Genomic DNA, 24,091 nt, shown 5'->3' with positions numbered 1-24,091 from the left:
TCTGATGCAAAACTTTTTGTTCATTAGCAGTGGAGCTGGAGGGACTTGAACCCTCGTCCAAACGAGGAAATAATTTGCTTTCTACATGCTTATCTCCATTTTAATTGTCGGGAATGAGCAAGACTGAAGCCACCCACTCAAACCTTAGCTTCTTAAATTTCGGACAAGCGTCGAAGCGCCGCCTACCCTATCTCCGATTTACCTGCACCACCGTATCGAAACGCTTCGAAGCCACAGCTTCCGGGTGATGTCTTGTCCTATCACCTGTGACAGGATTAAGCGATTGATCTACTGTTATTCGATCACGCAGCAAGAGCGTAATTATTATTGCCAGTTAATGGTTTGACGTTTGAGATTCAAGTGCAAACCGACAACGCACTGCATGCTTACAAACCCTTTCTACCCGCTGTCAAAACCGGTCAGCCCCATTTAAATAGTATGACCGCATTTCTTTCGCGCACGAATAAGCAGACACAAAAATACATAAATAGTTTAATTGCGCCAAATAAAAAAGATATTCTCTATTTCTTTATACGAATATTCTTGCTTGTCAAAAAGATACCTTTCCGTATAGTAAATCGGTAAGGCAATTTTCAGGCATTCTTTCACAGCATAAAAGAATAAACAAAATCAGATCATTCGGAAAATTCAAAACAGTTTCTAAAATTATCTGTATCTTTGCTTTGATTAAAACAAGAATAATGGATTTCCAAGAACACATCAACCAATTGTTTATTGCTCAAAAAAAGGAGTGGAAACAACTCCGAACCGGACTGGAGCAACTCGACAACAATAAAATAAAAGAATTTGCATGGGGCGACGTATCGGTTACTGTTCAATTTAACCCATCCAGAATACGATCAGCCGCTGCAAAAGTAGACACCGAAAATATTGAAAAGCGCCCTTGTTTTCTCTGCGCCGAGAATCGTCCGAAAGAACAACGAGGTATTCCCTTTCTGGATAAATACATCGTGTTGTGTAATCCGTATCCTATATTACGGAATCATCTGACGATACCATTGCATTCACATGTTCCGCAACGCATCCGAAAAAAAATCGGCGATATGCTGACATTATCCGAATTACTACCGGACTATATCGTTTTTTATAACGGGCCGAAATGCGGAGCTTCCGCGCCGGATCATTTCCATTTACAAGCCGGATTGAAAGAGCCCGTTCTGATTCAGGGAGATAATGAACTGCGCTCTTGCCTTACAATTGAAACGGAGAATAAAAAAGAAGCGGAAGATCGCTTCGAAGATGTATATCAATACCTGCATACCCGGCAACCCGATGAAGAAGAACCGATGATGAATATCATTGCGTATCGGGAAAGGAACCGGTATATTTTGAATATCTACCCTCGGAGGGCACATCGCCCCAAACAATATGATGAAGAAGGAAATAAAAGCCTATTAATCAGCCCGGGAGCATTGGATATGGCCGGACTCATCATTACGGTTCGAGAGGAAGATTTTAATAAAATTCAGTCACAAGACATAGAAGACATTTATTCACAGGTATCCATGCCTATTATCTGAAATTACTCGATATGGAAAATTCTGAAATTATCCTGATGACCATCAACGGCGACGATAAACCCGGTTTAACGGCTGCCTTAACCGATATTTTAGCGAAACATGACGCTTTTATTCTCGATATCGGACAAGCCGACATCCACAGTAATATTTCACTGGGAATCATGTTCAGAACGTTAGACGGAAATGCGGGCGATATCCTCAAAGACTTGCTGTTCAAAGCGTACGAGTTAGATGTAGCCGTTCGCTTTAACCCTATCAGCAACCAACAGTATTCGAGTTGGGTGAAAATGCAAGGCAAAAACCGCTATATCATTACGCTTTTGGGGCGTGTATTGACGGCCAAACAAATTGCCGCCGTATCGAAAATCGTATCCGACCAAAAGTTGAATATCGACAATATGGTTCGACTTACAGGCCGTATTCCGTTAGACGAAAAGCAGCGCGCCGCCAAATCGTGTGTGGAAATGTCGGTTCGGGGAACTCCCATCGATCGTCAACAAATGCAGGAGGCTTTTTTGGAGCTTTCGTCGACTTTGAATTTCGATATTTCTTTTCAGGAAGAAAGTATGTATCGCCGGATGCGGCGATTGATTTGTTTCGATATGGATTCCACGCTTATCCAGACGGAGGTAATCGATGAGTTGGGTATCCGGGCCGGCGTAGGCGAACAAATGAAGGCTATTACCGAATCGGCGATGAAGGGAGATATTGATTTTGAAGAAAGCTTTCGCAAACGAATCCGCTTACTGAAAGGTCTGGAAGCTTCTGTTTTGCGGGAGGTCGCCGAAAACCTACCGATTACAGAAGGGTTAGACCGTTTAATGAAAGTCTTGCAAAAGGTGGGATTCAAAACAGCTATCCTATCGGGAGGATTCAGCTATTTCGGCAATTACCTGAAAGACCGGTATGGTTTCGATTACATGTATGCCAATGAACTCGAAATCATCGAAGGGAAGCTTACGGGTAACTACATCGGGGATATCGTCGACGGGAAGCGAAAGGCCGAATTATTGCGGTTAATAGCGCAAGTGGAGAGAATCGATATCCGGCAGACAGTCGCCGTTGGTGACGGAGCCAACGATTTACCGATGTTAGGTGTCGCCGGATTGGGGATCGCCTTTCATGCTAAGCCGAAGGTCAAACAGACCGCGAAACAATCGCTTTCGACGGTCGGTATCGATGGAATTCTTTATTTCTTAGGTTATAAAGATTCGATGTTGGATACTCAGCTAATCAATAGCTGGCATTAAATAAAAACGCATAACATTTGAGAGTATGGACTTAGCTGACAATATAATCAATAAAATAGATTTAGACGCCGAATTGAAATCGCCGGTCAACGCGTTGATTTGTTTCTCAAAGCCTCAAACAGGAAATGCCTTAGGAATCCTCATCAATGAAATTTTAGCGGCCAAACCCGATAAGTCGTCTATTACGGCGGTACATCTTATCGATGAAGTCCAGGCACAACACATCGGGGATATTGAAGTCTATAAAAATGAACTGTTCTCTCAAATTATTGCAGAATGTGAGCATAACCATATAACGATACGGACCTTTATAAAGACCTCCGATGATTTTGTAGACGATATTTTACATATTGCCGAAGAACAAGATTGTAATTTGCTGCTGCTCGGAATAGGGAGTAATGTATTTAATAAAAACCTTTGGAAAAAATACATGATGCTCAAAAGTAATCCTGTTAATTCGGAAGACTATATCAACGAGCAATTTGAAGTAAAAGAAGCCCGCTCGTTAAAAAACGTGTCCTCTCTTTTACAACGCAATCAGAATGTCACCGCAGTTTTTATCGATAACGGATTTAACGGAAGCCGCAAAGTATTCATCCCTGTTCTCGATAAAGAAGATACGTATATCTTCCCGTATGTTTACCAACTATCGCTTAAACCGGAGGTATCCATCATGATTTGGGATGCTATCGGCATTTTACAGAACTCTTCAATACAAAAGATGTATCAATATATCGTAAAGAAAAGCGATGGCCGTGTTGCATTATGGAACAATAATAAAAAGATTGAATATGAATTTATCCGGAATCAAGACCTTATGATCATCGGAATCCAGGGCTGGGACAAACTTATCAGTTCGGCTTTGCCGTGGACGACGACGCTTCCATCCACCCTCATCATAAAGAAATAAAAATTGAACTATCGAGTATGCAAGCATCAGAAACAAAAAATAAATTAGCGATCATTTATACATTGATAGAAAAACGGCAGCTCAAAGACGCTATCAACTATGTAAAAGAGCTTGCCGATATTTCGCAAAATTGGATGATAATCGAAAAGATAACCGAATTGGAAACGAATTATCGATATATGATCCATTATTTTGTGGAAGGACATAAAGATCCGGAACAAAATCGTATTTATTCTCAACTTTTACGAGATTTATATACGTTGGCCGATGATGCTGCCGAAAAAGTATTGAAGGAAAACAGTTCGTCTTTGTTTTATGAGAAATCGCGACTGCAAAATGTGCGCGCTTCTTTCACGCTGGATCACTACAGGGAGGCGTTGATTGAGCAGGCGGAAACATTTTCTTTCCTCGATCTTCTCGAAGAGGGCTCCGATAAACAAACGCGCACCCAACAAAACATCCGCGCCCACGAAAACACGATAACCGATTTATTCTACGCTGTTTTAAGCGACTCCCGCGCTAACGACGACCGAATAGACTCCTACAAAAAACTGATGGATGATTCGCTTATTCATTTCCATGATAAAAGTATGATACTATCGGCATTAACATTGAACATACTGCAACGTTTCGACGCGAAAAAGATCGGGTTTCTGCTCGATATGTGCTATTCGAAAGCAGCCGATCTAGCTATGCGAGCTATCGTAGGCCTCTTGCCTGTTTTTCAAACATACATTTCGCGATGGTCGCTTTATCCGGAATGTACCGACCGCCTGAAACTACTTTCCGACCATCCGGATTTCAGCCGGAGGCTGATGACCGCTATCATCCAACTTATACAAGCGCACGAAACCGAAAAGATCACGAAAAAACTGACGGAGGAAATCATTCCTGAAATGATGAAATTGAGTCCGATGATCGGTAAGAAAATCAACTTGGACGAATGGATATCCGATACCGGTTTTGAAGACAAGAATCCCGAATGGCAGAAAATATTCGATGATGCAGGCCTCACCGATAAACTACAGGAGTTCTCGGAAATGCAACTCGAAGGTGCCGATGTGTTTCATTCCACGTTTGCCAATCTGAAATCATATCCGTTTTTTCATGAGATGAGCAATTGGTTTTTACCTTTCGACTCACGGCATTCACAACTACAATCCCTGTTCACGAATGAAACCGAAGGCAAGGCACTCATCGAAACGTTAATCGACTCGTCCTTAATTTGCAATTCGGATAAATATTCTTTTTGCTTCAGTGTCATGATCATGCCCGATCAGTATCGTAAGATGATGATTGCCCAACTTGGGGCGGAAGGAGATGAGCTGAAAAATTTGCAAGAGGAAGAGCAAGCCCTACAACCCTATCAAAAAGAAGAAACGATTTGTAAACAATACATTCAGGACTTATATCGATTTTTCAAACTGTACCCGCGCAGAAATGAGTATGCGGATATTTTTGATTTACCTTTGAATTACCATGAAATTGAAGCGTTTCATCCGATAGTGATGATTCCCAAAAACCTCCGGCGCATCGCCTTATATTATTTTGAAAAGAATAATTTTAATGAGGCGTTAAGCACCTATACGATGCTTTCTCAAACGACAAAGCCCGACAGCGAAGTCTGGCAAAAAATAGGATATTGCCGGCAAATGCTCGGCGATATACAACAAGCGATCGACGCATACCTGCATGCTGAGTTGATCGACGAGAGCAACACTTGGCTAATGCGCCGTATCGGACAATGTTACCGGATATTGAAACAACCTCTTCTGGCATTGGAATACTACCGGCGCCTGGAGCAACTTCTTCCGGATGATTTAAATGTTCAGTTGAACATCGGGCATTGTTATCTGGAATCGAAAAATTATGAAGAAGCGTTGAATTATTATTTTAAAGTGGAATTGTTGGACAGCAGCAATCGCCGCGCCTGGCGATCGATTGCCTGGTGTGCTTTTCTGTCGAGGAAATTCGATATCGCCCAAAAGTATTACGCGCAGATTTTGGAGAACAAACCCAATTCGCACGATTTCTTAAATGCCGGACATGTGGAATTATGCTTGAATAATCCTAAAAGAGCCGTAGAATTGTACGAAAGATCGTTACAATCAACCGGACAGTTTGATGTCTTTCGTTCCATGCTGTACGAAGATGAGGATGAACTACGGGAAGCGGGCGTGGACACTCAAATCTTGCCCATCATTCTGGATAAGATCATCTATGATGCCCAATAGACAAAAGCGGCTATCGATTGCAATAATAACCGTTTTTTTGAATCATATCATAGACCGCGGGCGGTAAAAAAGCCCGCACATCCTTTCCGTCTTTCAGGCTATTCCTTATAAACGTAGAGGATATTTCCACGATGGGCGCTTTTACGTAAGAAATGGTTGCCGCCAATTCCGGCGGAATTGTAACCTCTTCTCCTAAACGAGGGTAAATGAGTATTTTAAACTCTTGGCGAAGCCGGATATATTCTTTCCATTGCTCAAATAACCGCCAATTATCCCCTCCGAGAATCAATACAAACTCTTTATCCGGATTTTCAGAAGATAATAATCTTAAGGTATCAATGGTATAAGATGGCCGGGGCATAGAAAATTCAATATCCGAAACCTTCAACTTATCAAATTTTTCAAGAGCTCTTTCCGCCATCTGCAATCTCAACTCATCGTCCAACAGTCCTTGTGCTTCTTTTAACGGATTATGCGGCGAAACAACAAACCAGACTTCATCCAAACAAGTGAATTCACACATATAGTTGGCCAATATCAAATGTCCGCAATGAATCGGATTGAAAGATCCGGGAAATATGCCTATTTGTTTCTTTTGCATGATCTGTTTTCGACAAAAATAATAAAAAAACCGGTGCATCCATAACAGACACACCGGATATACGCTTGAATGTGTAAAACTAAGCCCTTTTAAAGAGCGATATAATCCACAACAGGAGCACCGCGCCTACCAATGCGGTAATAAGGCTCCCTATAATTCCTCCGGCTGAAATACCCAACAGGCTGAATACCCATCCGCCGATAACGGCACCAATGACGCCTACAATAATATTTACTAATAGACCGAAGCCACCGCCTCTCATCAAATTACCGGCTAACCATCCGGCTACTGCTCCGATAATAATAAACCATAACCATCCCATAATTTAATTTGTTTAGTTGTTTATAATTCTGTTATTAAATTCTCACGAAAATATTTTTTCTATTTATATAAACGTAAATGGAATGCAGATTGTTTAAAAATCATGAAAAAAAGCAATCCCGTGCATTCCAGAGGAGATGCCGTCCGATTGGTGCTTTTTATCCGTTAAAACCGCCTGGAGCGGTTAGACGGCTTAGCTCATCCTGTTTTTGTAATCGTTATAGTCGAACTGACGATATCGTTCGAATGTGTTTTCTTTTGTCCACAAACCGATGGAAGGATGCGACACCCCGTTGAACATCGTCGTTTTAACGATGGTATAATGGATCATATCCTCAAACACAATCCGATCGCCTATTTGAAGCGGTTCGTCAAAAGACCAGTCGCCCATAAAATCGCCGCTCAAACAACTGTTACCTCCCATTCGGTAAGTCGGCTTACCGGGAACCGCTTCTTGATAAGCTCCCCTGATAACCGGCTTATAAGGCATCTCCAGACAATCGGGCATATGGCAGGCAAAAGAAACATTCAGCATCGCCGTGTTTACGCCCCTGTTTTCAACAATATCCGTCACGGTAGAAACCAACACGCCCGTTTGCCATACAAACGCACTGCCCGGCTCGAGAATGATTTTCAGATGAGGATAACGCGCCTTGAAAGCACGTAAAAGAGCGATAAGATGTTCGATATCGTAGTCTTTATGCGTCATTAAATGTCCGCCACCCAAATTGAGCCATTCGATTTGTCCGAAGAAACGGCCGAACTTCCGCTCAACCACTTCCAATGTCTTCTCCAAATCGAAAGAATTATTTTCGCACAGATTATGCAAGTGAAGTCCCGTAATGCCGGCAGGTAGTCCGCCTTGTAAATGCTCAACCGTCACGCCCAATCTCGAGCCCGGCGCACTGGGATTATACAAATCGGTCTCGACCACCGAAAATTCAGGGTTGATACGCAGCCCGCATCGGATAGTTCGTCCCGATGCCTTGACTTGCGGGTAAAACCGTTCGAATTGGGATAAGGAATTAAACGTAATATGACTGCTGTATTGCAAAAAAAACGGGAAATCTTCATCGGTATAGGCGGGTGCATACGTATGCGCCGGACTCCCCATCTCTTCGAAAGCTAAACGCGCTTCGGCAACCGAACTGGCTGTCGAATGGCTGATATATTCCTTGATAATCGGAAAAGATTTCCACAAGGCAAAAGCCTTAAATGCAAGAATAATATCGACATCCGCACGATCTTTTACCGACCGGATCAGTTGCAGGTTATTGCGTAATAATTCCTCTTCCATGACATAACAAGGAGACGGAATTTTGGATAAATCGATCATTTTATTTCGAAAAATCGGCATTCTTCATGCTTCCCGTTTCCAAAAAGGCTTTATGGAAAGCAAAACAGGTATAAATATCCTGGGGAGTATGCCCTTTCTGTTGTCTTTTGAGATACTCATGCAATAAAGGACGGTAATCGGGATGCGCACACTTCTCGATGATTTCCTTTGCCCTTTCGTGCGGTCCTTTTCCTCTCAAATCCGCCACACCATATTCCGAAACAATAATCTTCACCGAATGCTCGCTATGATCTTCGTGAGTCACCTTCGGTACAAAACAACTGATGTTCCCGCCTTTCGCAATAGAAGGCGTAACGAACAACGAAAGATACGCGCTGCGGGTAAAATCGCCCGAACCTCCGATGCCGTTCATCATATTCGTTCCCATAATATGCGTGGAGTTTACATTCCCGAATATATCGACTTCAATAGCCGTATTCATCGCTATCACCCCCAACCGGCGTACTAATCCGGGATTATTGGATATTTCGGACGGGCGTAACACAAGCTTTTCTTTGAAGAAGCTGAGTTCGCGATAGAATTTATGAAGCTGCTCGTTGCTCACCGTAAGCGAACAACCGCTGGCAAAGCTGATCTTTCCTTGTTGCATCATATCCAATACCGCATCTTGTATGACCTCGGTAAACACCTCAAAACAGGGAATATCTTTGTTTTCTCCCATGGAGAATAAAACGGCGTTCGCGATGTTTCCTACTCCCGACTGGATGGGTAAGAATGTTTTGGGAATACGCCCGGCTTTCATTTCAGCGGCCAGAAAATTGGCTACATTATCGCCGATTTTAGCGGTCACCTCATCGACGGGTGTAAAGGTTTTGCCTTCTCCGTCGCGATCGGTTTCCACAACCACAATCTTTGCAGGATCGACTTTCACATACGGCAACCCGACACGATCCGCCACCTTATAGATAGCGATTTCACGGCGGTTGGGCGGATCCTGGAACTCATAAATATCATGAATTCCTCTTAACTCTTCAGGCGCCTGCCTATTGAGTTCGACAATTACTTTTTTAGCCAACCGGCAAACAGTAGGAGTAATCCCCACAGCCGTAGTCGGGACAATTTCTCCGTTTTCCGATACTTGGCATGCTTCAATAACCGCCACATCGATATCTCCAAAGAATCCGTAACGGATTTCCTGAGCCAATTGCGATAAATGCATATCGGTATACTCCACCGGGTCATGCTCCCCGGCATTGTTAATCGCACTACGCAAATCTTTATTGGTCTGATAAGGAGCCCGGAACTTAACCGCATTGGCGCGCGCTAAATTTCCATCGAGTGCATCTCCGGCAGAAGCGCCGGTAAACACGCCGATCTTAAAAGGATTCCCTTTAGCATGTTCTTCCCGGGCGCGATTCGCTATTTCGAAAGGAACCACTTTGGGACATCCGGCATGCGTAAAACCACTAAAACCGACGTTATCACCATTTTTAACCAGTGCAGCTGCCTCTTGCGCACTAATAAATTTTAAAGCCATAGTTTTTCTCAATTTTTATATTCGACTAATTCTTAGAATTTCGTTTTTAGCAACTCCGAATAAATAATACCCTTCCGTAATTCGTCTTTTGCACTATCCGACTGCAAATCCGAAATAATCCAATGCCGTCCGGCAGTATTTGCGCCCGAAGCATCATTTCGATATACGGATTTTTCGCCTTCTTCATCGACAAACAGCGACTGCGAAGCAGAGGAGTACCGGTTAAGGTCGGCGGTCAACGTGAGGGAAGATTTAAAATCACGTGAAGGAAGAGGAGTCGGACCGGAAGAAGAGGTGTGAACAGGCGGAGGAGTCGGACTCGATCGTTGTCTATCATAGTTCTTCTTTTCTTTAGGTTCCAACCAATCCCCACCGGGCCTGAATACAGGAGTCAAAGGCGGTAGTTGCGATTTCTTTTGTTTTTTTTGGCTGTCTTTCCCTTCCTTGGAATTATTAAAAAAACCCAATATCACAAAAAATACAGCAAGTATCAAATAAACAATATCTCCGGAGTCCATATTTTGATTAATTTTGCAGTCCGACAAAAATAATGATTTTTTACCAATTAAGGTCTACAGTTGAACAAAAAAATCGGGAAGAACTTCACAGCTCCGCCCGACTATTTAACCAAAACCTTAACTATGAAAAATTTTTTATTTTCATAGGGACAAAAATAAGATAAGATTATCAGAATATCAACTTTTTCCACCGGCTAAATAGGGGTTTTAACTTTTATTATGCGGGGAATACGGTTTATTATCGACAGGATTAAAATGAATACAGAAACAATTGATACGAATAACGAAAAAAAGCTTTTCATCGAGACGTACGGATGTCAAATGAATGTGGCCGATTCGGAAGTCGTCGCCTCGATTATGCAAATGGACGGCTATAGCCTTACCGACAACGATCGCGAAGCCGATGCCGTATTTGTGAATACCTGCTCCATCAGGGACAACGCCGAACAACGCGTCATCCAACGGTTGGAATACTTTCATTCCATTAAGAAACAACGAAAGGGGCACCTGATTATCGGGGTGTTGGGTTGCATGGCCGAAAGGGTGAAAGAGGATTTAATCGAAAACCATCACGTCGACGTGGTGATCGGCCCGGATGCGTACCTCGATTTGCCGAATTTAGTAGGTGCGGCCGAAAGGGGCGAGAAAGCCATCAACGTACAACTATCGAAGACCGAGACGTACAAAGATGTCATCCCCCTCAAGTTAAGCGGCAGCAACATTTCGGGCTACCTATCCATTATGCGCGGATGCAATAAGTTCTGTACCTATTGCATCGTTCCTTTTACGCGTGGCAGGGAGCGTAGCCGCGATCCGGAAAGCATTCTCAACGAATTGCGCATCATGCAGCAAAAACGATTTCGGGAAGTCATTCTTTTGGGACAAAACGTCGATTCTTACCGGTTCAAAGAAGGCGAACGGGTGATCGATTTTCCGGCATTATTGGCCCTGGTGGCGGAAGAGGCTCCGGAAATGCGAATCCGCTTTACGACTTCGCATCCGAAAGATATGACGGACGAAACGTTGGAAGTTATTGCCCGGTATAAAAACCTCTGCAACTATATTCATCTTCCGGTACAGACCGGCAGTTCGCGGATGCTTAAACTGATGAACCGCACCTACGACAGGAAATGGTACATGGAACGGATAGCAGCCATCAAACGCATCATTCCCGGTTGCGGGTTATCGACGGATATCATGTGCGGCTTCCACGACGAAACGGAAGAAGACCATCAACAGACTTTATCGTTGATGCGCGAAGTCGGGTTCGACTCGGCTTTCATGTTCCAGTATTCCGAACGTCCCGGCACGTATGCTTCCAAAAAACTCGAGGATAATGTTCCGCCGGAAATAAAAAACCGCCGGTTACAAGAGATCATCGAACTTCAGTTGCAATTATCGCGCGAAAGTAACGAGAAAGATGTCGGGAAAGAATTCGAGGTGCTGATAGAAGGTTTTTCGAAACGTTCGCGCGAACAACTTTTCGGCCGCAGCGAACAAAACAAAGTGGTTATTTTTGATAAAAAACAACATCGTATCGGCGAATTTGTCAACGTGCGCATCACCGGTTTCACTTCGGCGACCTTGCTGGGTGAAACGATTGCCGATTAGAGGCGAAAGGATGAGGGACAATTCAAATTACAAATTACAAATTACAAATTACTAATTATAAATTATAAATTACTAATTACTAATGGCAGATGAGCGAATTAGCAGATGAGCGAATTAGCAAATTAGCAGATGAGCAGATGAGCAAATTAGCAAATTAGCAAATGAAGTTTAAAGACTGGAGACCGGAGACCGGAGACTGGAGACCGGACTAGTGACCGGAGACTGATGACCGGAATTTTGGGGAGGAATTAAACAATTTCTAAACAAGAAACGTTATACCTTAGAGATTTTTCCTAAACCCATAAAGGAATATTCTCCCGTAATGAACGAAAAAACTAAAAAAGAACAGACTATTCACATTTAAACAAACAACAATTATGAGTACAGATGCAAAATTTTTATTAGGATTAGGTATTGGCGTTGCCCTTGGTGCAGCCGCAGGTTACATTTTAGCAACCGATAAAAAAGATGAATGGTTGGAACAAGCCAACGTATTTGCCGATAAAGTAAAAGCCAACGTAAAGTCAGCCATCCATAAAGGAAAAAATGAAGTCGATGATTTAAAAGAAGATATCGATGATATTGCTGAAATAGCCAAAAAAGAACTTGCAAAACAATAACACGGATCCTTTAATTATCGAAACGATGGAAGAAAAAAAAGCGAGTACATTGTTCGAAGAGATGAAGGATGATGTAGCAAAGTACATAACCAACACGCTCGAACTAGGTAAGCTGGAAATTATTGAGAAGATAAGCAAAGCATCTTCAAATATAAGCTATGTATTAGTGATAGCGTTTGTGGCTTTGTTTGCATTGCTGATGCTGTTGACCACATTGGCCTTATATTTGGGCGAATTGCTTCAAAATATATGGGCGGGTTTCGGTATCGTGTCTGGGGGTATTCTGGTGATTTTACTGATTCTATTATTCGTAAAGAAACCGATCCGGAACAGCATTACGAATAAGGTGATTCGGTTTCTGATGGAAAGTGACGATAACGAAGATATAAAATAAACAATAATGAAAACCTACAAATTAACTCCGCTGGAAGAACTTCATCTTGAGAAAAAAAGAGTTCGAGAAGAACGTATCATTTCCGGACAACGGTTATCGTATCAAATACAATATCTGGGAGATAACTGGGGGTCACTTCTAACGAAAGGCGTCACCTCTTCTATAAGAGGCAAAATAACCAATGCCGTAGACAACTTTTCGTCCGGTTCATCCGGTTCATTGACTCCTTTTGTGACGAAACAGATGAACCCCTGGTTAAGTCTGGTTTTGTCCAATCTTCCGCAAATAGGATCGGCGGCATGGAGGTTATCCAAACCGGCCGTCATCGCTTTCGCCGCCAAAAAGATTACTTCGATGATCTTCGGGCATAAGCGTAGCAAGAAAAAATAGTCTTGCAAAGATTTATCTACACAAGCGATCGGTGGACGGTACTTACGCCGTCCACTTTTGCTATTTTAGCACATAGTTGATTCACATCGTCGGCGCTATGCACGTGTACGTGGAGTACGCCTTCAAAAATACCGTCTTTCGAGCCGACCGACATCCCCTGTATATTCACGGCCACTTCTTCCGATATTTTGGTGAGGATATTGTTCAAAATACCCACACGGTCGATGCCCGAAAAAGCAATCGTCGCCAAGAATGAATATTGGCGGTAATCGCCCCACTCTACCGGTATTATGCGTCCACCGTAATTCGATTTCAGTTTCATTCCGGTTTGACACGAACGCTTATGGACTTCCACCTCTTCTTTATCGGTGATAAAGCCGAACACATCGTCGCCCGGCAGCGGGTTACAACACAAAGGCACAATGAAATTCTTGCTAAAATCGTTTTCCTTTAAGGCATACGTCGACTTGCGGTCTATCTTTAACGGAGGAACATCATCGAGAGCGACCGTTTTGGCTTCAAGCGACGGTTTTTTCAACGCATTCATCGCCTGCTTCATATAGCGGACCAATAGATTATCCTGCTTCGGCAAGGTTTCTTTCACCTTAAAGAAGGTCTGTCCGTTTTGAGGCAATTTAACATCCTCGTTACCGATGAGATAATACAAATCTTCTTTTTTATCGACTTTGTAATACTGAAGAATCTTATTGTAAATGGTGTTGTCGATGGTTTCACCGGGGAATAAGCCTTCGAGCATGTTCTTACCCTTTTCGGCAATACGGCGGCGTTGGCGGCGCAAGGCCGCTTCGATTTTGGTTCGGGCTTTGGCGGTGGTCACATAGTTGAGCCATTCGGGTTGGGGATATTGCGACTGCGAAGTGAGGATTTCCACTTGGTCGCCGCTGCGTAATTTCTGGCTTAAAGGCACCAGGGTGTGATTGACTTTCGCCCCCAGACAATGATCGCCGATACGCGTGTGGATGATATAGGCAAAATCGAGCGCCGTAGCTCCCTGCGGCAACGTTTTAATGTCACCCCTCGGAGTAAAGACAAAAATTTCGGACGAAAACAAATTCATTTTCACCGTATCGAGAAAGTCGATGGCGTTGGGATTGGGATTGGCGAGCACCTCCTGAATCGTTTTCAGCCATTTGTCCAATTCATTATCTTCTTCTATTTTATTCTCTTTGTATTTCCAATGCGCCGCGAAACCTTTCTCGGCAATATCATCCATGCGCCGGCTACGTATCTGTATTTCGATCCACTTTCCATCGGGGCCCATCACCGTGAGGTGGAGCGCCTGATAACCATTAGCCTTCGGATGGCTCACCCAGTCGCGGATCCGGTCGGGACGTAATTTGTAAATATCGGTAATCGCCGAATAAATATCCCAGCACTGTTTTTTCTCGTCCATCCCCGGAAAGACCTCGAAAACAATGCGCACGGCGAACAAATCATAGACTTCTTCGAAATCGATGCCTTTTTTCTGCATCTTATTCCAGATGGAATAGACCGACTTCACACGCGCCCGCATTTCGTATTGAATATTCATTTTGTCGAGGACATCCATAACGGGAGCGGCAAAGTGTTCATAAATCTTGTTGCGCTCGGGAGCCGTTTCGGCAATCTTATTCAGTAACTCGATATAGGCATCGGGATGTTCGTATTTAAAACACAACTCTTCGAGTTCGGTTTTGATGGCAAACAATCCGAGTCGATGCGCCAGGGGCGCGTAGATGTACATGGTTTCGCCGGTTATCTTAAACTGCTTGGCGGGCGCCATCGACGAGAGCGTACGCATATTGTGCAGGCGATCGGCAATTTTAATAAGAATCACCCGGATGTCTTCCGACATGGTGAGCAACAACTTGCGGAAATTTTCGGCCTGCTCGGAGACATTTTCGCCGAACATACCGCTGGATATCTTGGTCAGGCCGTCGACAATTTGGGCGATTTTATCACCGAACATCGCCTGTATATCGTCAACCGTATAATCCGTATCCTCTACCACATCATGCAGAAGAGCCGCCGCGATAGAGGTGGAGCCCAATCCCATCTCACGCGAAACGATACGCGCCACGGCCAGCGGATGCATAATATACGGTTCGCCCGAACGCCGGCGAGCTCCTTTATGCGCCTCTTTGGCCATATTAAAAGCCCGTGTAATAATATCGACCTTCCGGCGGTGATTCGAATTCAAATAATCGTTGAGAAGAGCCTGAAACTCATCTTCAATCAATTTTTCTTCGGCTGATAATTTTACTTCTTCATTCATAATTATTCCTTCATGAGCGGGGGCGCCACTTGGAGCGACGCCCTCGCCCAACTCTGACGTATTTTTATATGCGACGTTTAAGGGAAGGCGAAAATACAAATAAATCTACAAAAATGAGCAAAGAATAAGAAAAAAAGAAAGGAGGAGGGATGAAGTATGATGTATGATGTATGATGTATGAAGTATGATGTATGAAGTATGATGTATGAAGGATGAAGGATGAAGGATGATGGGAGACCGGAGACCGAAGACTTTAAACATTCGACATGTTGAATGAACAAAAAAACAGGTTTGTTGTTTTAGGAACCAATAGGGGTGCCGTACATACAGGCTGAGATCATACCCAATCACCTGATCCGGATAATACCGGCGTAGGGAAAGAAAGAATCCTCCTCCCGAGGATCCGCATTTTCAGGTATCACATCTTACTCAATCCCCTTTTTTGTTTTACTAATCCGATGTGGAGAACAGTGTTTTTCCGCATCAAAAAAAAATGATCGTAAATGAAAAAGGTTTTTATGACTTTCGCAGGAATACTGGCCCTGCAATCGATGGTATACGGACAACGGTATACCGACTCACAAGACAGTTTAAAAAACGTACAGTTGGAACAGGTGGTCGTATCCGCCACACGAGCCGGCAAAAACACGCCGATGACGTATACGGATATTTCTCAACCGGAGATTAAAAAAAACAACGCCGCGCGCAACATTCCCATTCTTTTGCAAAACATTCCTTCCCTCGTTTCGTACGGTGAGGACGGTACGGGAGCGGGATACAGCTACATGCGCATCCGGGGGGTCGATGCCAGCCGCATCAACGTCACGCTGAACGGCATGCCGTTGAACAACCCTGAAAGCCAGGATGTCTTTTGGATCAATTTGCCCGACTTGTCTAATTCGCTGCAAAGCATTCAGATACAGCGCGGAGTCGGAACCTCCACAAACGGGTCGGGTGCTTTCGGCGCCAGCATTTCGCTGAAAACTGTCGGCGCCCGCTCCGAAGCTTACGGCGAAGCTTCCACATCGGCGGGCAGCTACAACACGTTTACATCGAGCATCGCGGCCGGCACGGGAATCCTGAAAAACGGACTTTCGTTCGACGCCCGCTTTTCGCGCAACACCGGCGAGGGATATATCCGCAACGGCTTTATCGACCATTACAACCTGTTCACTTCCTTGTCGCATTACACCGACAATCAACTGATTCGCCTGAGTTACATCAAGGGAAAGCAACGCACGGGCATCACTTGGGAAGGGGTCGATTCGACCCAAATAGAAAAAAACGGGCGCCGGTACAATCCCGCCGGCGAATATAAGGATGAAGCGGGAAGACGGCGTTATTACGACAACGAAACGGACAATTACTATTCCGACATCGCGCAATTGCAATACACCCGCCGGCTCAACGATGCGTTTGCCGTCAACGCCAACCTGAGTTACAATCACGGCTTCGGCTATTATGAAAACTATATAGAAGACGATTCGCTGAAATTCTACCGGGTGCCGGCGCAGGTGATCGACGGCGTAACGCATGAAGTGTCGGACCTCATCATCCAACAAAAGATGGATAATGATTTCTATGTGGCCAACATCGGCGCGGATTATATCCAAAACAACTGGAAAGTAAATGCCGGCGCGCTCTACAGCCGGTACAACGGGCGTCATTTCGGTAAACGCCCGTGGATACAATATGTAGCCTATCCGGAAAAAGAGAAAACGAATCCGGACGACATTTTCGAGAATTGGTATCATAGCAAGGCACGGAAAACCGAAGTCAGCGTATTCGCCAAAGCCGAATATCAATGGAACGACCGCCTCTCGCTCTTCGGCGACTTACAATATCGCCATATCCATTATACATTGAAAGGAGAAGACAAGGACTTTAAAATGATGGACGGCGATTACCGGTATGACTTCCTGAATCCGAAAGCGGGAGTATTCTTCCGTCCCGATGAACGTAACAGTGTATATGCCTCGGTCGCCGTGGCGCAGCGCGAACCGATACGCAGCGACTTGAAAGAGGGGGCTAAAAGGGAAGATCATAAAGAACCTATCCGGCCCGAACGGATGATCGACTACGAACTCGGTTACCGCTACAACACTCAACAAGGACTTTACTTCGGAGCGAACATCTATTATATGGACTATCATAACCAGATGGTACAAACGGGCAAACTCGATGATGTGGGATACCGCTTATTGGAAAACGTAAAAAGCAGTTACCGAGCGGGAATCGAACTCGAAGCCTCCGTCCCGTTGTTCGCCGGCAAGTGGCGCCTGGATGCCAACGCCACCTTCAGCCGCAATAAAATCAATGATTACGCGGCTTATTACGACATGTACGACGCAAACGAAAATCCGCTTTATGACGAAAACAACAAAGCCCGGCAACAAAAAGAAGAGTTTGAAAGCACCGATATCTCGTTCTCACCCGATGTGGTAAGCGCCGTATCGCTGACATACAATCCTTTTTCGGCGCTTTATTTCACCTTGACCGGAAAATATATCGGCAAGCAATATCTCGATAATACGTCGAATGACAGCAAGTCCATTCCGGGCTATTTCGTCAGCAACTTCTCCGCCGGCTACACGTTCGACAAGACGCCGCTGGGCAGCATCAACCTGCAAGTGTTTGTCAATAATTTATTGAACAAAGAATATGTCGCCAACGGATGGTCCGGCACCGGCATATACGATGGATTTAAAAGTGACTATGCGGGGTATTATCCGCAAGCAACCCGCAATTTCACGGCGCGGTTGACGGTCAGTTTTTAAGATTGAAAAAGATTGATAACAGATTGAAGAAGATTGATGCGTGAGCGGATATCTTCTTCAATCTTCTAAGAAACTGTTTTGAATTTTCCGAATGATCTAATTTTGTTTATTCTTTTATGCTGTTTTTTGCCTTTTTTTGCGCCTTTGAACTTTCCTTTCTTTCAAATAGCCAGCTATTCGATGCGAAACGAAAGTTCAAATCCATCAAAAAAAACCTAAAAAACACCGCATAAAAAAATTCAAAACAGTTTCTAACTTCCGGCAAATAATTTAGAAAATATAAAACGACAGTTTGCTAAGTTTCTTAACTTTGCAAGAAATAAAATCAAAAGATGGAAAGAACAGCAATTGTAAAAGAAATACGCCAAACCCTCCGGCAGATAACTCCGCCCGGTGCCCGTGTCATACTTTATGGCAGCGAAGCTCGCGGCGAAGCCCGTCCCGACAGTGATATCGATTTACTGATTATTGTCGACAGGGATACTTTCAGCATCAAGGATGAGCAACTGATAACCCGGCCGCTTTACAAGATATTCATGCGTACGGGCATCCCTATCAGTCCGAAAGTAATACTCAAAAAGCATTGGGAAGAACGCCCGTTTAAAACACCTTTTCAACTGAATGTAATCAATGAAGGGATTCCGCTATGAAAGAACAAATGGACAGCGAAAGTCACCATGCATTAGTCAACACTCGAGTTTATTGACCAAGCCCGTATTTTTGTCTCAGAGATCGGGGAACTTCTCCAAGAATAAGGTGAAAGCAAGAAGCATGAATGAATTTCACCCCATCGCAGAAGAACATTCCTGACTTCCAATCTCCAACCTCCATCATACTTCATACATCATACTTCATACATCATACTTCATACATCATACTTCATACATCTTTTACATGCTTGCATTTTTCCAATCCGTTTGGTTTGAAATTATCGGAGCCGTCATCGGGCTCGCGTATCTATATCTCGAATACAAAGCCAATAAATGGCTGTGGCCCGTGGGCGTCCTCATGCCCGTGGTCTATGTGTTCATCTTTTATTACAGTAAGTTTTATGCCGACATGGGCATCTACATCTACTATTTTTTTGCCAGCATCTACGGTTGGCACAAATGGTCGAAAGGCAACTCCGGCGAAACGGAAATGCCCATCTCCTCTTTTCCCCGCCGATATGCGGGAGCGCTTGCCGCCATCGGCATCGCCATCTTCGCGCTTATCGCCTTTATCCTCGTCCGTTATACCGACAGTCCCGTGCCCTACGGCGATAGTTTTACCACCATGCTCAGCATCCTCGGCATGTGGATGCTGGCACACAAGTATGTGGAACAATGGGGATTGTGGTTTGCAGCCAACTTCTTCTCCACCGGGTTGTACCTCTGGAAAGGATTGTACCCCACGGCCGCTCTTTTTACCGTTTACACCGTTATTTCCGTGTTCGGATACTTCAAATGGCGGAAGATGATGAGGGAAGCAACTACCCCACCCTCCGCCTGACATGCAATTCATTCCGGTGATAGAGAAAATAGGCTCGGCGGCGAAAAAAAGACACCGGCTGAGGAGTAAACGCCCGTGACGGTAAAATAAATGCGAATGTCTATACGAGAAATGCCATCGACGGACCAATAAATGTCCTCGATAGATAAATAAATAAGGGTAGATGCAGAAAAAACACCAAAGACGGTCAAATAAATTGAAGTTGATGTCAAATAAATGCCCGTGACTCTAAAATAAATAAGATTATCCATAAAATGAATACGGCTTATGGGCAAAGAGATGCCATCGACCAAAGAAGAAATACCATTGGATGAAAGATAAAAGAGACTGTCCACAAAATAAATCGGATTGACTTCATCAAAAATACAATTTAACCTTAAATAAATCGCAGTGACTTTAAGATTTTCCCGTTTTCCATCCCATTATCAAATTTAGAAAACAAATCAAAAAAAAGAGTCCGTCAAACATCTTCATCGACAGGAAAAGACAAAAAGCATCTGTCCGAAACGACTATTCAATCCGGCCGAACACCTACTATTCAATACTTGAAAACGAAAATCATATCATTTATAAGCGACAAAATGCCCAAAACAGGCACATAATACTGTATAATAATAAAGCAAAGCAAGCAAATTAATCATCGTTACATCTATTTAATATTATTTACATCCGAACTTAACCTTATTCTCTGCGAATTCTCTACCTTTGCCTTTACATTTATAGAATAAAAAATAAGACAATAGAAAATCAATTGCGTTATGACAACAAAACAACAAAATTATTCCGACATGGCGCATACAGCCGGCAATACAGTAAAGGAAAACCAAACGTTATGGAGCGCCATCCCCCGTTTCGTTACATTAGACGAAAACCTGAATACGGCACTGGCAAATCTGGATAGCGCCGACAAAGAAGCGAAAATCATTACCACCGGCACCACGAAAGACAAGGAAAAGGCAAAAGCGCAGGCCATTGCCGCGATCATCAAAATCGCCGGACCGGCTTGCGTGTATGCCCTCGATAATAACAACAACGCCTTACACGACCATTTGAACGTGACGGAAACAACGTTCAAAAAAGTACAGGACGGTAATCTGCCGCAACTATTCAACAGCATCATCGAGAAGGTAAAACCCCTCGCGGAACCGTTGGTTGAGTTCGGAGTGGTTGCTGAAGATTTCACCGGCGCCGAAACCAAGATACAGGTTTATACCGATTTAGTAAATGATCCCCGCCAACTGATTACCGAACGCTCCACAAAAATCGAAAGCGTGGCATTCTATATCGACGAGTTGCATCAAATCTTCTACCGTCTTGACAAAATGATGCTGCTCTTCGTCGGTACCGAATTCTACAGCCAATACCGCAACGCCCGCAAAATTGTAGACCGGGGTATCCGCAAAAAACAGGAAAAAGAAAACAAAAAAAGCGAATGACAAGGAAATAAAATACCCCTGAGATAATAGAGACACCTATATAATAATGTAAAGAACGCTTCAAAATGAAAAAAAGAACGCTTCTATTTTATTTAACCGGTTCTCTACTCCTGCTGTATCTGTCCGGATGCCGCGACGACTTGGAAGATATCGATATATCCGCCGGAACGGAGCAAGAAACAACGGAAGCGGCAACACCCGTGGAAGCCTCGAAGGTTTGGTTCGGGGAAAACAATAACCACCAAACCGTCTTTCTCCAACCCTCGGAAATCGCTACCCGTTCGGCGGAAAACAGCACCCTATTCTTCACCCAGCCCAGTTGGAAATATTTCGCTATCACTGAAAACGAATATGTTACGGCTATCGATGTAGACCTCACCGATTCCATCCGTGTAAGCCTTGCCCCCGAAGAAAACTACAAGGCATACCGGGAAACAGGCGATCCTGAATACATCCGCCCCCACTCCCGGCTGGTTATCCTCACCTCCAAAGCCGGAGACGGAACCATCGGTTTTATCATGACCGTCATCCCGTCGAAAGAATACATCGACAACCATGCCGACAGAATACGATTCATCACCTATCTACAACGCGAACCTGATTTCGACGGGATGATCATTTTCCACCACCTCGACGGACGCTTTGCCAACGGTTGGTTATATGAAGACGGACAAATAACCCAATCCGTAACCGACACCGTTTCCGATGACGAAAATGTCGCACGGGTTCCAATAAAACAGTTGGAAGTGAGCTATGAAGTACATTTAAAGGAGCCTTCTTCCTCACCATCTCTACGGACAGCTACTACAGTTGAGGGGGGAATGCTTCCCGAAGTGGTTTGCAGAGCCGAGACTTTGGAAAATCGCTCTTCCTATTACTCCTATTATTTGGGAACGGGTGGTGGTGGCGGTTCATATGCAACAGGCTATGGCCAGGCAATAGAACATGGCGGAGGGGGAGGATATATTCCTAATCAGAGCAGCAATGAAAAAGAAGCCGACAAAGCGAAGTCAATTTTCAGGAATTCCGAATTGGTTAAAAAAAACTGGGAAAAAATAGAAGAAATGCTCGATAAAATCATCAAAAACTGTCTGGGTGAAGGATTGTACAACGGCCTGAAAACAGACCTCAATGGAAAAACCATTGCCATCGAATTTATTTCCGGCGACGGGTCATCGTTCGATTATACAACCGGTAAAATATCCCTGAGCATGAATATGGAGAGTAATCAGCTTTTCCATGAGATGTGGCACGCCTACCAGGCGTATCAGGAAACGCAACAGTCTTTCAAGCAGTCCTTACTGAACCAGGAAATGGAAGCATGGTATGCACAATACCTGTATGTAAGCAGCTTACCCGAATATAAACAGGGTAGCAAATGGTATGAATTGTATAATCATACTGATTTAGGAAAATCAATACGATACCTTGATGGTTATATTGATAATAAAGGAACGTTGCTTAAGGATACATATCAACTGGAGAGCCATCTTGTAACCGTTAAAAAAGCGTTTCGCGAAATTAAAGACGAAGCGGGAGAATATCCCTATAAAAATTATCCGTATAATGACGACAGAACCGCCGAAGCCAATTTTACGAATTTAAAAAATTTATCTTCTAACTGTAATTGATATGAAAACGAAAAGAACACTATTTTTAACAGCCTTGTTGTTATTTGTCAGTCACGCGTTTATGGCGCAAACTTATTATTACAACGAAACGAAAACGTTTTACGAAAATGGGTATACCTACCGGTGCGATACCCCCCCCTCGGCATTGGTCACCCTCGGCAATATAGAGAACAAATATACCAATACGCCGTTGGTCTTTAAAGACGGGTCGGACGCCAACGGTGCCATGGTATTCCATGGGATGAGACCGCTCGAGAACGATGACTGGACCTATCAAACCGGTGTTTCCATTGTGGACAAGGCTTTTTCCGCCGAAGAACGGAAACGGGTAGGCGGGAAAAAAATTGACGTAGGCATGATTATCGATTCTTCCACGGGGAAAGTGATTGAAGTGTCTTTTAATTTCTTCTATACAGATCCTTTCGCCACCATCCCTGTCTCCACCTACCGAAAGATAGAACTGGAGTTGAAGGAAAAGGTATGGTTTACCCCTACCGCTGACGGGAAAAGAATGAAATTCATAATGAATAGTTGGCGGCAAGAAGTAAGCCGGTTGCCGGCAGATAAATAGATTGAAGGTATGAATAAGTTGCTGGTATATATCCTTTTGTTTCACCTGTGGGGTACGCTACAGGCGCAAACTTATTACTACAATGAAACGAAAACGTTTTACGAAAATGGGTATACATACCAATGTGATACAGATATGAGAACAGCAAGAGTAACCCTTTATAATAAGGAAAATAAATACACCTATGAACGGTTGGTATTTAAAGACGGGTCGGACGCCAACGGTGCCATGGTATTCCATGGGATGGACCCGCTCGAGAACGATGACTGGACCTATCAAACCGGTGTTTCCATTGTGGACAAGGCTTTTTCCGCCGAAGAACGGAAACGGGTGACGGGAAAAGAACTTGTTGTAACTCAGCTCATCGATTCTTCCACGGGGAAGGTGATCGAAGTGTATTTTAATTTCATCTATACAGCTCCTTTCGCCACCATCCCTGTCTCCACTTACCGCAAGATAGAACTGGAGTTGAAGGAAAAGGTGTGGTTTACCCCCACTGCCGACGGGAAAAGAATGAAATTCATAATGAATAGTTGGCGGCAAGAAGTAAGCCGGTTGCCGGCAGATAAATAGATTGAAGGTATGAATAAGTTGCTGGTATATATCCTTTTGTTTCACCTGTGGTGCTCTTAATACATTTGTTCCAACGTGGGAACACTCCCTCCAAATAAAAGAATGAAAAGATC

21 protein-coding genes, 1 other RNA gene and 1 riboswitch are annotated in these 24,091 nt (G+C 43.9%); of the genes, 15 read left to right on the top strand and 7 right to left on the bottom strand.

The features are described from left to right. Positions 1-27: 27 nt before the first annotated feature. Positions 28-427, bottom strand: a transfer-messenger RNA (tmRNA) gene (ssrA, locus tag ABNK31_RS07495). Positions 428-701: 274 nt separating this feature from the next. Between ssrA and ABNK31_RS07490 the strand changes: the two genes are divergently transcribed. The 4 genes from ABNK31_RS07490 to ABNK31_RS07475 are packed head-to-tail and all read left to right on the top strand — an operon-like array spanning position 702 to position 5,935. Next, a complete protein-coding gene (locus tag ABNK31_RS07490; RefSeq protein WP_418895044.1) occupies positions 702-1,541 on the top strand; it encodes a DUF4922 domain-containing protein in 840 nt (279 codons plus the stop codon). An 11-nt stretch (positions 1,542-1,552) separates the two neighbouring features. Next, the gene (serB, locus tag ABNK31_RS07485; protein ID WP_418895043.1) at positions 1,553-2,791 is read left to right on the top strand and encodes a phosphoserine phosphatase SerB; all 1,239 of its coding nucleotides are present in this window, start codon (positions 1,553-1,555) and stop codon (positions 2,789-2,791) included. A 25-nt stretch (positions 2,792-2,816) separates the two neighbouring features. Further along, positions 2,817-3,701, top strand: a complete 885-nt coding sequence (locus ABNK31_RS07480; protein WP_418895042.1) for a hypothetical protein — start codon at positions 2,817-2,819, stop codon at positions 3,699-3,701. Positions 3,702-3,718: 17 nt separating this feature from the next. Continuing rightward, a complete protein-coding gene (locus tag ABNK31_RS07475) occupies positions 3,719-5,935 on the top strand; it encodes a tetratricopeptide repeat protein (protein WP_418895041.1) in 2,217 nt (738 codons plus the stop codon). Between the two features lie 10 nt (positions 5,936-5,945). Here the strand turns inward: ABNK31_RS07475 and nadD are convergent, their stop codons facing one another. From nadD to ABNK31_RS07450, 5 genes are all read right to left on the bottom strand, one after another. Next, positions 5,946-6,536 (bottom strand): nicotinate (nicotinamide) nucleotide adenylyltransferase, encoded by a 591-nt coding sequence (gene nadD / locus ABNK31_RS07470; RefSeq protein ID WP_418895040.1) that lies wholly within the window; start codon positions 6,534-6,536, stop codon positions 5,946-5,948. Between the two features lie 79 nt (positions 6,537-6,615). Next, positions 6,616-6,858: a GlsB/YeaQ/YmgE family stress response membrane protein gene (locus ABNK31_RS07465; protein WP_418895039.1), complete on the bottom strand. Its 243-nt coding sequence runs from the start codon at positions 6,856-6,858 to the stop codon at positions 6,616-6,618. 192 nt (positions 6,859-7,050) lie between these two features. Further along, on the bottom strand, positions 7,051-8,193 hold the full coding sequence (gene nspC, locus ABNK31_RS07460) for a carboxynorspermidine decarboxylase (RefSeq protein WP_418895038.1): 1,143 nt from the start codon (positions 8,191-8,193) through the stop codon (positions 7,051-7,053). A 1-nt stretch (position 8,194) separates the two neighbouring features. Further along, positions 8,195-9,691 (bottom strand): acetyl-CoA hydrolase/transferase family protein, encoded by a 1,497-nt coding sequence (locus tag ABNK31_RS07455; protein WP_418895037.1) that lies wholly within the window; start codon positions 9,689-9,691, stop codon positions 8,195-8,197. Between the two features lie 32 nt (positions 9,692-9,723). Further along, positions 9,724-10,209: a hypothetical protein gene (locus ABNK31_RS07450; protein ID WP_418895036.1), complete on the bottom strand. Its 486-nt coding sequence runs from the start codon at positions 10,207-10,209 to the stop codon at positions 9,724-9,726. A gap of 255 nt (positions 10,210-10,464) precedes the next feature. Between ABNK31_RS07450 and miaB the strand changes: the two genes are divergently transcribed. The 4 genes from miaB (at position 10,465) to ABNK31_RS07430 (ending at position 13,224) form a co-directional block, all read left to right on the top strand. After that, the gene (gene miaB / locus ABNK31_RS07445) at positions 10,465-11,820 is read left to right on the top strand and encodes a tRNA (N6-isopentenyl adenosine(37)-C2)-methylthiotransferase MiaB (protein WP_418895035.1); all 1,356 of its coding nucleotides are present in this window, start codon (positions 10,465-10,467) and stop codon (positions 11,818-11,820) included. Positions 11,821-12,197: 377 nt separating this feature from the next. After that, positions 12,198-12,440 (top strand): YtxH domain-containing protein, encoded by a 243-nt coding sequence (locus ABNK31_RS07440; protein WP_321579415.1) that lies wholly within the window; start codon positions 12,198-12,200, stop codon positions 12,438-12,440. Between the two features lie 25 nt (positions 12,441-12,465). Further along, positions 12,466-12,834, top strand: a complete 369-nt coding sequence (locus ABNK31_RS07435) for a phage holin family protein (protein ID WP_418895034.1) — start codon at positions 12,466-12,468, stop codon at positions 12,832-12,834. A 6-nt stretch (positions 12,835-12,840) separates the two neighbouring features. Continuing rightward, complete coding sequence (locus ABNK31_RS07430; RefSeq protein WP_321578907.1) at positions 12,841-13,224, top strand: hypothetical protein; 384 nt, start codon at positions 12,841-12,843, stop codon at positions 13,222-13,224. 16 nt (positions 13,225-13,240) lie between these two features. Here ABNK31_RS07430 and ABNK31_RS07425 read toward each other — a convergent pair whose 3' ends face one another. Continuing rightward, positions 13,241-15,499: a RelA/SpoT family protein gene (locus ABNK31_RS07425; RefSeq protein WP_418895033.1), complete on the bottom strand. Its 2,259-nt coding sequence runs from the start codon at positions 15,497-15,499 to the stop codon at positions 13,241-13,243. A gap of 301 nt (positions 15,500-15,800) precedes the next feature. After that, positions 15,801-15,894, top strand: a riboswitch (TPP riboswitch). Positions 15,895-16,002: 108 nt separating this feature from the next. On the opposite strand from ABNK31_RS07425, the gene ABNK31_RS07420 reads away from it, so the two are divergent. From ABNK31_RS07420 to ABNK31_RS07390, 7 genes are all read left to right on the top strand, one after another. Further along, positions 16,003-18,276, top strand: coding sequence for a TonB-dependent receptor (locus tag ABNK31_RS07420; protein WP_418895032.1), 2,274 nt, complete (start codon positions 16,003-16,005; stop codon positions 18,274-18,276). Positions 18,277-18,608: 332 nt separating this feature from the next. Beyond that, entirely contained in the window at positions 18,609-18,926 is a 318-nt protein-coding gene (locus ABNK31_RS07415; protein WP_418895031.1) for a nucleotidyltransferase domain-containing protein, read from the top strand. 244 nt (positions 18,927-19,170) lie between these two features. Next, positions 19,171-19,767: a nicotinamide riboside transporter PnuC gene (gene pnuC / locus ABNK31_RS07410; protein WP_418895030.1), complete on the top strand. Its 597-nt coding sequence runs from the start codon at positions 19,171-19,173 to the stop codon at positions 19,765-19,767. Between the two features lie 758 nt (positions 19,768-20,525). Then, on the top strand, positions 20,526-21,203 hold the full coding sequence (locus ABNK31_RS07405; protein ID WP_418895029.1) for a hypothetical protein: 678 nt from the start codon (positions 20,526-20,528) through the stop codon (positions 21,201-21,203). 65 nt (positions 21,204-21,268) lie between these two features. Then, positions 21,269-22,834 (top strand): hypothetical protein, encoded by a 1,566-nt coding sequence (locus ABNK31_RS07400; RefSeq protein WP_418895028.1) that lies wholly within the window; start codon positions 21,269-21,271, stop codon positions 22,832-22,834. A 1-nt stretch (position 22,835) separates the two neighbouring features. Beyond that, positions 22,836-23,405, top strand: coding sequence for a DUF5043 domain-containing protein (locus ABNK31_RS07395; protein WP_418895027.1), 570 nt, complete (start codon positions 22,836-22,838; stop codon positions 23,403-23,405). A gap of 9 nt (positions 23,406-23,414) precedes the next feature. Further along, entirely contained in the window at positions 23,415-23,978 is a 564-nt protein-coding gene (locus ABNK31_RS07390; protein ID WP_418895026.1) for a DUF5043 domain-containing protein, read from the top strand. Positions 23,979-24,091 lie beyond the last annotated feature (113 nt).

Origin of the sequence: Limibacterium fermenti (assembly GCF_041902845.1) — a bacterium.
GTDB classification, from domain to species: Bacteria; Bacteroidota; Bacteroidia; order Bacteroidales; family Dysgonomonadaceae; genus Limibacterium; species Limibacterium fermenti.
The sequence above is the reverse complement of the archived record's forward strand: the minus strand, read 5'-3'. Positions and strand labels throughout refer to the sequence as shown.

Coding starts and splice junctions, on each gene's coding strand:
- serB (WP_418895043.1), top strand. CDS start 1,553: ATGGAAAATTCTGAAATTATCCTGATGACCATCAACGGCGACGATAAA.
- ABNK31_RS07450 (WP_418895036.1), bottom strand. CDS start 10,209: ATGGACTCCGGAGATATTGTTTATTTGATACTTGCTGTATTTTTTGTG.
- ABNK31_RS07435 (WP_418895034.1), top strand. CDS start 12,466: ATGGAAGAAAAAAAAGCGAGTACATTGTTCGAAGAGATGAAGGATGAT.
- ABNK31_RS07400 (WP_418895028.1), top strand. CDS start 21,269: ATGAAAAAAAGAACGCTTCTATTTTATTTAACCGGTTCTCTACTCCTG.
- ABNK31_RS07440 (WP_321579415.1), top strand. CDS start 12,198: ATGAGTACAGATGCAAAATTTTTATTAGGATTAGGTATTGGCGTTGCC.
- ABNK31_RS07430 (WP_321578907.1), top strand. CDS start 12,841: ATGAAAACCTACAAATTAACTCCGCTGGAAGAACTTCATCTTGAGAAA.
- ABNK31_RS07465 (WP_418895039.1), bottom strand. CDS start 6,858: ATGGGATGGTTATGGTTTATTATTATCGGAGCAGTAGCCGGATGGTTA.
- miaB (WP_418895035.1), top strand. CDS start 10,465: ATGAATACAGAAACAATTGATACGAATAACGAAAAAAAGCTTTTCATC.
- ABNK31_RS07425 (WP_418895033.1), bottom strand. CDS start 15,499: ATGAATGAAGAAGTAAAATTATCAGCCGAAGAAAAATTGATTGAAGAT.
- nadD (WP_418895040.1), bottom strand. CDS start 6,536: ATGCAAAAGAAACAAATAGGCATATTTCCCGGATCTTTCAATCCGATT.
- ABNK31_RS07480 (WP_418895042.1), top strand. CDS start 2,817: ATGGACTTAGCTGACAATATAATCAATAAAATAGATTTAGACGCCGAA.
- ABNK31_RS07405 (WP_418895029.1), top strand. CDS start 20,526: ATGACAACAAAACAACAAAATTATTCCGACATGGCGCATACAGCCGGC.
- ABNK31_RS07390 (WP_418895026.1), top strand. CDS start 23,415: ATGAATAAGTTGCTGGTATATATCCTTTTGTTTCACCTGTGGGGTACG.
- ABNK31_RS07395 (WP_418895027.1), top strand. CDS start 22,836: ATGAAAACGAAAAGAACACTATTTTTAACAGCCTTGTTGTTATTTGTC.
- pnuC (WP_418895030.1), top strand. CDS start 19,171: ATGCTTGCATTTTTCCAATCCGTTTGGTTTGAAATTATCGGAGCCGTC.
- nspC (WP_418895038.1), bottom strand. CDS start 8,193: ATGATCGATTTATCCAAAATTCCGTCTCCTTGTTATGTCATGGAAGAG.
- ABNK31_RS07475 (WP_418895041.1), top strand. CDS start 3,719: ATGCAAGCATCAGAAACAAAAAATAAATTAGCGATCATTTATACATTG.
- ABNK31_RS07420 (WP_418895032.1), top strand. CDS start 16,003: ATGAAAAAGGTTTTTATGACTTTCGCAGGAATACTGGCCCTGCAATCG.
- ABNK31_RS07455 (WP_418895037.1), bottom strand. CDS start 9,691: ATGGCTTTAAAATTTATTAGTGCGCAAGAGGCAGCTGCACTGGTTAAA.
- ABNK31_RS07490 (WP_418895044.1), top strand. CDS start 702: ATGGATTTCCAAGAACACATCAACCAATTGTTTATTGCTCAAAAAAAG.
- ABNK31_RS07415 (WP_418895031.1), top strand. CDS start 18,609: ATGGAAAGAACAGCAATTGTAAAAGAAATACGCCAAACCCTCCGGCAG.